General features: G+C 45.3%; 1 protein-coding gene. It reads left to right on the top strand.

Annotated features, from left to right (window positions below; translation table 11 throughout):
* Positions 1–73 precede the first annotated feature (73 nt).
* Entirely contained in the window at positions 74–14,281 is a 14,208-nt protein-coding gene (locus PL_RS19070; RefSeq protein ID WP_348620115.1) for a DUF7507 domain-containing protein, read from the top strand.
* The last annotated feature ends 72 nt before the right edge of the window (positions 14,282–14,353 follow it).

Here is a 14,353-nt window from a genome sequence, read left to right as displayed (position 1 = left end):
TTAAGCTAAATGCTTAAACGGTATAACTAATGTTGCTCCTATATAATATTTTTTACTGCCCAATCTACGTTTTATGACTCCACTCTACCTCAAAGGTTTTTCTTTCTTTAAGAACCTGCATGCTCTGATCAAAAAAATCAGGTTTAATTATTATTTCGCCTCCTGCCTGATTTTACTGCTGGCTTTATTTGCTCAACCCGCCACCGGACAAGTCCAGGCTACTGGTGGTAGTGGTTTGTACAAAAACAACATCTACTGGCTTAATTTCAAGAACTTAAGCATGAAAGCTGGTGACAAACAAACATTTACTTTCACCGTAAGTGGGATTACAATCACATCTGTCATTGATAACCTCGTATTCTCCGGGAGTAATGCAAATTCTGCATCGAGATTAATCCCTTATGTATCAGGATCATGGGGGGAAGACAGATTAAACAGATTATATAACATTGGAGGTATAGGAGGGAGTAACACACTGGTTAACGCACTCAGAACAAATCAGGACGGTGTGAGTGCAAATTTCACTATACAGACATACGCTACGGTAAATGGTCAGCCAGCAGATGTAGGTCTGGTATTTGGAAATGCAGAGGCTGATTCTCCAAATGAATATACCCAGGGTATTACTAATGGTGATTCATGGAAACTATTAGAAACTTTTGTTGACAATACTACCGACCAGGGAACTCCTGGAGGCGGGAGAAGAATGACCTTTTCCAACAGTGATAAAACCGTAAAATTACAGTGTAATCAAAACGCAGCTCTTTTATATACTCAAAAAACCCTGACAAGCTCGACCAGTTCATTGTCTATTAACGCACACATAAAATCTGGCGGATTAACAGCTATGGCTCTGGGAGTTATGGCCTATTCAGAGATAGGTGATGCACCGGCTAGTTATGGTTCACCATCGCATACTTTAACACCGTTATTGACAGGTGGTAATAATCCTAATCCAGATTCATCTCCCAATACAGTTTATATTGTCAACCCTATTGGCGGTGCAGGCAACCTGATTACCTCTGGTACAGTAACCAAACCACAGACTCCCAAATTAGGGGCAATATCCGGTGACTTTGATCCTGCGACTTTTGTATTGGGTACCAATGCAGACGCAGACAATAAAAATGGCGAAAATGATGAAGACGGTATAACTAGTTTTGCTCCTCTTCCTGTTAATGCGACAACATACAGCGTAACTGCGACTGTAGGAAACACCAGTGGAGGTAATGCCAATCTGGTTGGTTGGATTGATTTTAACAACAATGGTACTTTTGAAGCATCAGAAGGGGCTTCGGTCACCGTTCCAAATAATGCAACAACCGCCACACTAACCTGGACAGGGTTGAATGGTCTGGTCGCCGGGCAGACTTATGCACGCTTCAGAATCTCCACCACCCCTGCCCTGACTACTGCAACACCAACATCTGTGATCAGTAATGGTGAAGTAGAAGATTATACTTTACCTATTATCCCTCTGGATTTTGGTGATGCACCCACAAGTTATGGTACTTTACTGGCAGCAAATGGCCCTCGTCATGTCCTGGATAACCGGATCAGAATTGGCAGTACGATAGACGGAGAACCGGACGGGCAGCCGGTTTCTGCTGGCTCGGATGCTAATGGTACTAATGGTGATGGTCTGGATGAAGATGGCTTTACTACTTTGCCGGTCATCACGACTTCATCCACTACATACAGTCTTAATGTACCGGTAACCAATACCACAGGTACAGCAGCAAAATTAGTTGGCTGGATAGATTTTAATAAAAACGGAACTTTTGAACCTGCTGAAGGTGTTGTTGTAAACGTACCGGCAAATGCCGCTACGGCAACTTTATCCTGGTCAGGCATAAGTAATCTGACCGCAGGCATTACTTATGCACGTTTAAGATTAAGTACTGATAATTTAACAACCAGTTCAACAGGAGGTGCAGCCACTAACGGAGAAGTAGAAGACTATAGTGTTATTATTCAGCCATCATACGACCTGGAAGTAACCAAAGCAGCTCTTCCACTAACTGCTACAGCTGGTGAAGCACTGACTTATACCATAACACTTAAAAATAACGGCCCAAGTCCTGTACTGACTGCCGATATCATTAATGTAACGGATAATCTGCCGGCCGGATTTACAGCAGCCAGCTATACGCCTTCAACAGGAACTTACACCAGTGCAAATGGAAACTGGACAGGTCTGGCTTTAACAAAAGGACAATCAGCAACCTTAACCATTGCGGGAACGGTTAGCCCTTCTGCTTCCGGGACATTAACCAATACGGTTACGGTAACTAATCCTCCCGGAGTTTTAGATCCGGTATCAACCAATAACACAGCAACTATTGTCACCAACATCAACAGGGATATTGATCTTGAAGTAGCGAAAACTTCCAGCCCGAAACCAGTTGTTGCAGGACAGACATTAACCTATACAATAACCTTAACCAATAAAGGTCCGGGTAGTCTGTTAGCTGCCGACATAGTCAAGGTTACAGATAATCTGCCAGCCGGATTTACAGCAGCCAGCTATACTCCTGCTAAAGGAACATTCAATAAAACTACCGGAGACTGGAGCGGATTAACTTTGGCTACAGGTGAAAGTACTACATTAACAATTGCAGGTACTGTAACAGCTACGGTTACAGGATCGTTAAGCAATACTGTAAGTATTACTCCTCCGGCAGGAACAAATGATAAAGTAACGGCTAATAATACAGCTACTGAAACTACTCCTGTTGTCAGACAAATAGATTTCGTGCTGACCAAAACCGCCAGCCCTGCGCCAGTAGCGGCAGGCCAGAATCTAACCTATACCTTAACTTTAAAAAATAACGGGCCAAGTAGTTTACTGGCCGCTGATATCGTTAAGCTGGTAGATAATTTACCTGCCGGCTATACAGCAACATCGTTCACTCCTGCCACCGGAACTTATGATAGCAACACAGGAAACTGGACGGGCTTAACGTTAACTTCTGGCCAGAGCACCACTCTAGTGATCGCAGGAAAACTTTCTCCGGATGCGCTTGCCGGCTCACTGGTGAACACAGCAACGGTAACAAGTCCTGCTGACATTACTGATCCTGATCTGACTAACAATACCGCAACCAACACCATTACGACAACCAGAGTTATTGATTTAGGTGTAGGCAAAACTGCCCTACCCGCAACAGCCATAACCGGTCAGTCACTTACTTATACAATTACTTTGACAAATAATGGTCCGGGTAGTCTGCTGATAACTGATGTAACCAAGGTTATTGATAATTTACCGGCAGGATTTACTGCAGCCAGCTTCACCCCTTCTGCCGGAACCTATACCAGTGCTGACGGAAACTGGACTGGCTTAACTTTAGCCACCGGCCAATCCGCAACACTGGCAATCACCGGGACGGTTAATGCCACTGCAACCGGTTCTCTGAATAACATAGTTACTGTTACTGCACCAACGGGTGTTACGGATCCACAAACATCAAATAACACAGCTAGTATTACTACACCAATCAGTCGTGTCATTGACCTGGGCGTAACAAAAACATCAGCACCAAAACCTCCTGTTGCAGGTCAGGCACTAACCTATACCATTACTTTAAGCAACAACGGGTCAGGAGCTTTATTGACTTCGGACATTGTTACAATTACAGATAATCTGCCTGCAGGATTTACTGCGGCTACCTTTACGCCTAACGCCGGAACTTATGACAGCTCTACCGGTAACTGGACAGGATTGACTTTAACCAATGGACAATCTGCTGTTTTAACGATCACAGGTACTGTTTCTCCAACTGCCATTGGCGCTCTGGATAATACAGTAACAGTTGCTGCCCCTACCGGAGTAACTGATCCTGTTTCAGCTAATAATACAGCTACTGACAAAGGAACAATAAGTCGTGTAATTGATTTTGGAATAGTTAAAACGGCAAGTCCTTCTACAGCAATCGCCGGTGAAGCTTTAACCTATACGATCACATTAACCAATAATGGTCCGGGTACACTGGCAACAGCCGATGCGTTAACCATTGCCGATAATTTACCGGCAGGATTTACAGCAAGTAACTTTACTCCTTCTACAGGAACTTACACCAGTTCAACTGGTAACTGGACAGGCTTAACTTTAGCTAATGGTCAGTCAGCAACACTAACCATTACAGGTAAAGTTGCACCGGGTACAAATACAGCATTAGTTAATACAGCAACAGTAACACCCCCTGCTGATATTACTGATCCTACAACAACTAATAATACGTCAAGCGTAACAACACCGGTTAAAAACAAACCAGTTTTAGTGATCACCAAGATGGGTGCCGCAGGTTTAACTGCTGGTAATACAGCAACCTATACTTTAACGATTACCAATACAGGAAGCAGTAATGCAGTAAATACGGACATCTCAGATATAGTACCAGCGACATTAAGTAATGTGAGCTGGACAAGTACTGTAGCGGGTGCTGCAACAATCACGACAGGTGGAACTGGTACCGGAAATACGGTGAATCTGAAAGTAAATATTCCTGCGGGTTCAGGGAATACGGTAACTGTAACCATTACAGGGACTGTAGATCCGGGAGCAACAGGAACAATCAGCAATACAGCCACCGTTACTCCTGCAGAACCTGATGGAACAGGAAGTAACTCAACAGTGAATGCCAATGTCACCAGTACTTCAGGAGTAGTCATTACTAAAACCGGCCCTTCTACTGCAACAGCAGGAAATCAGGTTACTTACCAGTTGGAAATCTCCAACAATGGTCCAAGTAATGCAACAGGTGTACAGATCGCTGATATTGTACCTGCCTCCCTTACCGGTGTAACCTGGACAACCCAGTTAGTAGGTACTGCTGCCATCACTACAGGCGCTACAGGTTCAGGAAACAATGTCAATGTTACTGCAAATGTACCTGCCGGAACTTCCAACAAAGCTGTTGTGGTTATAAAAGGCACTATAAACCCTGCCTTTGCCGGAACAATTACCAATACCGCTACTGCCACTCCTCAGGAACCGGGCAGTACACCTGTCAATGCACAGGCGGTTACTACAGTTAAAAAAATACCTGTATTTACCATCACCAAAAGTGGTCCTGCTACAGCAACCGCTGGTAATGCCATAGTTTATACCATCAATGTTAAAAACACAGGTCCTTCAAATAGTTTAAATACACAAATCACAGATGCGGTTCCTGCTGCCGTAACTGGCGTAAGCTGGACAGCGACAGTAACTGGTGATACTGCGACCATCAATTCCGGAGCGACAGGAACAGGAAATGCTATCGCGGTAGCAGGTGATTTCAGTGCAAACAGTACCGTACAGATTGTAGTTTCAGGGACTATCGCCTCAAATGCATCTGGTACAATCACCAATACAGCAACCGCTACACCAGCAGAATCAGGAACAACTCCTGTTACTTCTACAGCGGTAAACACAGCTTTGAGTTCAAAATCAGGGCTAACTATTGTTAAAAGTGTTACGCCTTCAGTTAACTCAGGAAGCAGCATTACCTATACAGTAACCGTTGGAAATAATGGCCCGAGTGATGCAGTGGCAGCACATGTACAGGATGCCATTCCAGCCAGTATTTTAAATACCGCATGGACTTCAGTTGTTCAGGGTACAGCCTCAATATCCACCGGAGCTACTGGTTCTGGAAATACTTTGGATGCCACCACAAACATACCTGCCGGTGCAGGAAACAAGATCATATTTACCATTACCGGTAAAGTTGATCCTGCATTCAACGGGTCTATTTCAAATACGGCTTCAGTTACAGCAACTGAACCAGGCAGTCCGTCCCCTACTTCTACAGTAAATACTATAGCCAGCAGAACACCAGTACTATCGATTGCTAAAAATGGTCCTTCATCTATCAATGCAGGAGAAACTATTACTTATACCATCGATGTTACCAACAACAGTGCATCTGACGCATTAAATCTTGCAATCGGCGATGTTGTACCAGCAACCATTACAAATGTGAACTGGACGGCAACTAAAACCGGCAATGCATCGATTACTGGTGCTGCAACCGGAACAGGCAATACCATCAGTCTGAATGGCAATATAGCTGGCGGTAGTGGAAATCGTATTACCATTGTCATCACTGGTAAAGTAGCAGCCGGGTTCAGCGGTACGCTGACCAATACCGCAACGGCTACTCCAGCTGAAGCAGGAACTTCACCGGTATCGGCCACTGCCACTACTAACGTAACCCGTATACCGGTATTAACGATACAGAAAAATGGCCCGGCCACTCTGAGTGCCGGTCAGGCGATTACCTATACCATTTCTGTTAAAAATATCAGCCAGGCCAATGCCATTGCTTCGGTAATTACGGATGCAATTCCGGCTAGTATCCTGAATCCAACCTGGGTAACCTCAACCACCGGAACAGCTACAGTAACTGCCGGTGCTACAGGAACAGGATCAGCCTTAAGTGTAACTGGTAATCTTGGCGGAAACCCTGCTGATGAAATCCTGATTACGATTTCAGGAACGGTTAATCCGGCCGCAACTGCAGATATCAGTAACAGCACAACCGTTACTCCTGCCGAACCGGGTACTACTCCTAAAACTGCAGGTCCGGTCATTACGACTATTACCAAAACACCTTCAGTATCTCTAACCAAAACAGGCCCTGCAAATGCAAATGCCGGAGAAACGATTTCTTATCTTATTGACGCAGTCAACAACGGTCCTTCAAATGCAACAGCATTAGTGATTACCGATGTGGTGCCTGCAGAACTGACTGGTGTAACCTGGACAGCTACTCCTTCTGGAACATCTTCAGTCGTTACGACAACAGGAACGGGTAATAATGTAAGTATAACAGGTAATCTGAATGTCGGCAATGCCAACAAAATACAGATTGCCATCTCGGGAAAACTAAGTGCAGCACAAGCCAATACGACTATAAATAACACCGCAACGGCAACACCTGCTGAACCTGGAATTACTCCGGTATCATCTAATAAAGTGAGTACAGTAATCGGTAATAAAAATACATTGACCATTAGTAAAGCCGGTCCTTCAACAGTAAATGCCGGGGAAAATGTAGTTTACAATTTAACCATATCCAATAATGGTCCAAGTAATGCAGTCAATGCAATTATAACAGATCAGATCCCGCCGGGATTAACCAATGTAACCTGGGGAACAACATTAACCGGAGCAGCAACAGTATCTGCCGGAGCAACCGGAAACGGGAATAATTTATCAATCACAGGAAATATCCCGGCTGGTTCAGCAAACCAAATCAATGTATTGATTAAAGGTACGCTCAGCTCTGCTTTTACAGGTACTTCTTTCAGTAACTCGGCAACAGTGAGTCCGGCCGAAGCTGGTAATAATCCGGCTACGTCAAATACCGTAACAACGACAGTGACTAAAACTTCTGATTTACGTATCCTTAAATCCGGTACTGCAAATGCGGTAGCGGGTCAGCCAGTCAGTTATACGATCAAGGTTAAGAATGCGGGTCCAAGTGATGTTACTGGTGCAAGAGTAACTGACAATATTACGGCAGCAGTTTTAAATCCGGTATGGACAGTAACCACAAGTGGCAGTGCAAATGCATCACCTGCAAATGGCACAGGCAATGTAGATCTGCTGGCTTCTCTGAAAGCAGGCAGTACAGATTCTTTACTGATTACGATCAACGGAACTCTTGATCCTCTGTTTGCAGGCAACAGCATTAGCAACACAGCAACAGTAATACCACCGGCAGGCACCACCGATCCAACCACACCTGCAATAAGCACAGTAACTACGAATACCACAAGATCTGCAAATGTCAGAATTATAAAATCAGGACCTGCAGATGCGGGCTCTGGTGAGCTGGTACAATATGTATTACGCATAACAAATGCCGGACCTAGTACAGCACTGGGTGTTAATATTACCGATAATATTCCTGCAGAAATTTTAGATGCAAGCTGGACCGCTACGGCGACTGGCGGAGCAACAGTTTCCACCGCCAGCGGAACAGGTAATGTAAGCCTGACTTCAGACATTCCTGCAACTGCAGGTTTAGTAGAAGTTGTCATTACCGGAACAGCAAGCCCGGCTCTGGCCGACAAATCAGTAATTATAAACAGAGCGACCATCACAAGTACGACCGTTCCTGATCCTGAAACAGCAAACAATACATCTGAAGTTACAACAAACATTAACAACAGTCCTGTTTTCAGAGTTTCTAAGGCTGGTCCGCGTACTGTAAATATCGGAGATCCGATAACTTATACGATTCTGGTTAAAAATGCAGGTCTTGGTGACATTACCAATGCACTGATTACAGATAATGTACCAACAGATGTACAGGTAACTGACTGGAGAGCAGTCGCTGCAGGTGGTGCGGTTCTGACAAGTACAAATAACAGTGGAACGACCAATCAGATTTCTGTAAATGGTGATGTTCCGGTTGGCCCTGCCAATATAATTGAGATTACAGTTAACGGTATTGTTGTAGACAAAGGGAATACCCAGTTTAGTAACACCGTTACAGTAACGTCAAATGGTACGGAGGAAAGTACTGTTGTGACTTCGATCAATAAATCAACAGATATACGCATTGAAAAACAGGGACCTTCTACTATATCAGCAGGAGAGAATATTACTTATACCCTGAAAGTATTCAATAGCGGCCCGGTTGATGTAAATGCACTGACCATTGCAGATAATGTGCCATCAAATATTGTTGTCAGCAAATGGACAGCTACTGCTTTCGGTACTTCGTCAGTTACCGGAACTGCAACAGGAACTACCAATACCATTTCAACCACAGGTAGTATTGCTGCAGGTGCAGACAATTATCTGCTGGTGACTATTGAAGGTAAAGTTCCTTCTTCCGGAACTGCTGGTAATATCACCAATACAGCTACAGTTACCTTGAATACACCAGGTATTACGGATTACAATCCTGATAACAACTCCTCAAGTGTAACTACTGCAATTGAGAACACTCCGACATTACAAGTTTCAAAAAGCGGGCCTAATACGGCTGTCGCAGGAGAACAGATACACTATATTATACAAGTAGGTAATAATGGTCCTAGTGACGCAAAGACTGTGAACATTACCGATATTGTTCCTGTTCAGTTACAAAACGTAAACTGGACGGCTGCTGTTACCGGAACTGCTACAGTTACAGTGACCTCAGGAACAGGAAATCCGGCAGTTACTGCTGATATTCCACAAGGTCCGGGTAATATCGTTACTCTTGATATAACCGGAACGGTAGATCCTGATTTTGACGGCACATTTACCAATACTGCCCAGGCACAAACAGGTGCAAATCCGGCAGTAGTTTCACCAACAGTAAGTACTGCTGTCAGCAAAGTTACTGCGCTGAATGTTCGTAAATCGGGCCCGGCATCTACCAGTCCTGGCCTGCCAATTGCTTATACGATCGAGGTAACCAATGCAGGACCAAGTAACGCAACTGCAGCAGCAATTACTGATGCTATCCCAGCTGTTTTACAAAATATTCAATGGACTGCTACCGCACAAAACGGAGCTGTAATCTCTGCAGGTGCTTCAGGAACAGGTAATGCATTAAGTGTTACCGGAAATATTCCTGGAAAAGGAGATGCCAGAATCTTAATTACCATCACTGGAAATATCCCTTCATCAGCAACAGCCGATATTGTGAATACAGCAACTGTAACTCCGACAGAAGGAGCAAAAGTTCCTGTTATTTCAAATCCGGTAACGACTGTTTTAAAAAGAACCCCAGGCTTGAAACTAGTGAAATCCGGTCCTGCCACAGCAGCCAGCGGAGAGAAAATCACTTATACCCTGAGCCTGACCAACACCGGTCCATCTGATGCTGCAGGTACAGCTATTACCGATGTGGTTTCCCCTGCGCTGCAAAATGTGCAGTGGACAGCAACAAGCAGTGGTGGTGCCATCATCAACTCTGGTGCTACAGGAACTGGTAACCAGGTCGCTGCAAATGTTGATGTCCCTGTGGGTGGTACAGTGAATGTGACCATTACAGGTGACATTGAACCGACCTATAACAACAGCTTAACCAACACCGCAACGGCTACGCCTGCTGAACCAGGTATCCCACCGGTTACCTCTACAGTCACAACCGTGGTTAAACCTGTAGTCAACCTGAACATCACCAAATCTGGTCCGGCTACCCTGCTTGCCGGTGAACAGATCAATTACCAGATCCGTGTCACCAACAACGGACCAAGTACCGCACTCAATGCGGCTATTGATGACATCGTTCAGGCTGACATCACTAATGTGCAGTGGTCGGTAACTCAGACCGGAAATGCAGTGATTACAGGAGCCAGTTCAGGCACTTCAAATACCATAGCCACCAAGGCCAACTTAACTGCTGCCCCGGGTGATGCCATCATCATTACAGTCAATGGAATTGTTGCCCCTTCATTTAGCGGAACCATTACCAATACAGCAAAAGTTACAGCCGTTGAAGATCCGGCAAACCCGAAAACTTCTACTCCGGTAGTCACTACTGTCAGCAGAAAACCGGTCATCAAAATTGTCAAAACAGGACCTGCTACTTTAACCGCAGGCGCCGATATCAATTACCTGATCACGGTCAATAACCAGGGAACAGGTGATGCACTGAATCTGGCTATTGCCGATGTCGTACCTGCTGCCATTACCAATGTAACCTGGACGGCTACGACCACTGGTACTGCGACTCTGACGACTCCGGCAACGGGAACAGGCAATATCAGTTTAACAGCGAACTTGCCCGCTGGAAACGGAAATACCATTACCATCAGCGTAACGGGTAAAGTCCCTTCCAACAATAATGTCTCACCACTGGTTAACACAGCAACCGCAAGCCCGGCTGAACCTGGAGTAATACCGGTAACCTCTACGGTAAGCACAGCAGTCAGCAGAATCCCGGTTATTGAAATCACCAAATCCGGTCCTGCAAATGCTGCCGCTGGTACCAATGTAGACTATATAATTACCGCGGTCAATACCAGCATCAGTGATGCAGTAGGTACCCTGATTACCGATAATGTCCCTGCAGCGCTGACTGGGGTTACCTGGACAGCAACTCCTGCCGGTACTGCAACCATTGTCAGCGGAGCTACAGGAAATACCAACAATGTAAACGTTACAGTCAACATGCCGGCTGGAAACGCCAACACGGTAACCATCAGGGTCACAGGATTCCTCCCTGCAGGAGCTACAGCGAATCTGCAGAACACCGCAACCGCTACACCAATCGAACCGGGGACTAACCCACAGACAACTCCGCCGGTAGATACCAAAGTCGATGTAGTGACAGATCTGGCGGTAACCAATACCGTCAACCAGACACTGCAAAAAGTAGGACAACCGGTAACCTTTACCGTTCAGGTAACCAACAACGGGCCTAGTAATGCATCGGGCGTGAAAGTCACTGATCTGCTGCCGGCAGGTTATACCATCACCAGCCAGTCTGCAACCTCTGGTAATTATGATCCTGCTTCAGGATTATGGACGATCGGTAACCTGGCCAATGGCGCAGTTACAACCTTAACCATACAGGCGAACCTGGTGGTAGGTGGTCCTTATCAGACTACAGCTGTCGTTTCTGGTACAGAAACCGATCCTTTGTTAAGCAACAATACAGCAACTGCTGGTGTAAATGCAGTTAATAGTGATCCGGTGGCCAACCCTGATACAGCGACCCTGCTCGAAGATCAGACCCTGACGGTAACGGCGGCAAATGGGCTGCTCGCCAATGATACAGATGTAGATAATGATGTATTAAAAGTCAGCAAATTTACCATCGCAGGAATCACAGGTGATCAATCAACTGGCACTCCGGTACTGATCCCTGGTAAAGGTACTATCACCATCAATGCTGATGGCGGATATACTTTTGTCCCTGCTAAAGATTACAACGGAACTGTTCCAGTAATTACTTATACTGCTATCGATGGAAAAGGTGGTTCAGCGACAAGTACTTTAACACTCACTATCACTCCGGTCAATGATGCACCATCATTTGTCAAAGGTGCGGATCAGGTGCTGTTACAATATGCCGGAGCACAAACGGTTCCAGGATGGGCCACTGCAATCAGTGCAGGACCTGCGGATGAAGCAGCTCAGAAGCTGAACTTCATCGTGACCAATGCCAATAACGCCCTGTTCACCATCCAGCCCGCAATTGCACCTGATGGTACACTCACCTTCACGCCTGCTTTTGGAGCAACAGGTACAGTCATTGTAACGGTCATTCTCAAAGATGATGGCGGAACAGCTAACGGAGGAATAGACCAGTCTGCACCACAAACTTTCACCATTACCTTAACCCCTGGAAAACCTGCAATGTCACTGACTAAAGTGGCCAATAATACAGGATCCAAAACCGGTGATGTCATTAACTATACACTGGTCGTGAAAAACACAGGTGATGTAACCTTAAGCAATATTGTGGTGACCGATCCGGGTGCTGATCCTGGAAGTATCACCCCGGCTAACATTACCACTTTACTCCCTGGTGCAAGTGCTACAGTAACCGCTAAACATACGCTAACTCAGGCAAATGTAGATGCAGGTACCTTCAGCAATCAGGCAGGTGCCAAAGGTGCGGATCCTTCAGGTAATCCGGTGGATAAACCGAAATCTGATGATCCGAATACTCCGGCCACAGATGATCCTACGGTAATTCAAATTACTCCGGCTCCATCAATGACCCTGACTAAAGTAGCCAACAATACTGGCGCTAAAACTGGTGATGTGATCAACTATACTCTGGTGGTAACCAACACAGGTAATGTAACCTTAAGCAACGTGGTTGTAAGTGATCCGGGAGCTGATGCAGGAAGTATCACTCCGGCAACTATTCCAACTATTGCTCCTGGTGCTAATGTAACTGTAACGGCTAAACATACGTTAACACAAACAGATGTGGATGCAGGTACCTTCAGCAATCAGGCAGGTGTCAAAGGTACAGATCCAACAGGCAACCCGGTTACCAAACCGAAATCTGATGACCCGAATACTCCGGCCACAGACGATCCTACGGTAGTGATTATTGGTGCAAAACCTGCAGTTACTTTAGTTAAAACTGGAGTAAGCATTGCTAGTGGTACTCAAATCAGCTATACCTTTACCATTCAGAATACAGGTAATGTGACATTTACTACAGTCCTGTTAAATGATGCCAAGCTGGGTATCACCAATCTGGCTGTTCCTGTGGGAGCAGGTTTGTTGCCAGGTGCTACAATTACCACGACCCAGGTTTACACCTTAACACAGGCAGATAAAGATGCTGGAAAAGTCATCAACTCTGCAGTGGTGAATGCAACAGCAACCGGAGGAGCAAAAGCTACTGATATTTCCGGTACTGCTGCCAACAACGATACACCGACTACAACCGAGGTGGATCCTTCAGGAAACCCTGCAGGCTCAATGTCTCTGGTTAAAACCGCTGTATTCAAGGATAACAAAATCACCTACACCTTTACCGTGAAGAACACAGGTACAGTAACACTTAACAATGTTACTTTCAGTGATGCGAAACTCGGTATCAGTAACAGAACAATTAATGTCGGTACTTTCGGACTTGCTCCGGGAGCTACAGCTACAGCGACTGAAGTATATACCTTAACCCAGGCAGATAAAGATGCTGGTCAGGTAACCAATACAGCAATTGCCAAAGCAAAAGCACCGGCTGGAAATGAGGTCACCGCAACATCCGGTACTGATGAATCCAACAATAACCCTACGGTTATCGTAGTGCCTAAATCACCGGTGGCAGTAGATGACAAAGCAGAAGCCAAAGCCAACACCACCATTGTCATTGACATCCTGGCCAATGATAATCCAGGTAATTCAAGCTTTGACAAAGGAAGTGTAGTGATTATCACGCCTCCTTTACATGGTAAAGTCACCGTGAACAGTGATGGTACTGTGTCTTATACACCAGATCCCGGGTATACTGGAAATGATAATTTTACCTACCAGGTGAAAGATAGCTACGGCTATCTGACCAATGTTGCTTCGGTAGCCATCACCATGAACTTCTTTGAAGTCAAGATCCCTAACCTGTTCACGCCAAACGGAGATGGTACAAATGATGTCTTTGAAATCAGAGGACTCAACCAGTATGGAGATAATGAACTAAGCATTGTCAACAGATGGGGTAATGAAGTATACAGACAGAAAAACTACCAGAACACCTGGACTGGGGAAGGATTAAATGAAGGTACTTATTACTACCTGCTGCGTGTCAAACCTAAAGGAGCAAATGCGGAATGGCAGGTCTTTAAAGGATATATCACCTTGATCCGGGCTTTCAAAAAATAATAGCTGACAGCCCGGACTTAACTGATAGTCCGGGCACATTAAAAAATACTACCGAAACACAATCAGATTGAA

It is taken from the genome of Pedobacter lusitanus (assembly GCF_040026395.1).
In the GTDB taxonomy this organism is placed as follows: Bacteria; Bacteroidota; Bacteroidia; order Sphingobacteriales; family Sphingobacteriaceae; genus Pedobacter; species Pedobacter lusitanus.
This window is presented reverse-complemented; position numbering and strand designations above follow the sequence as displayed.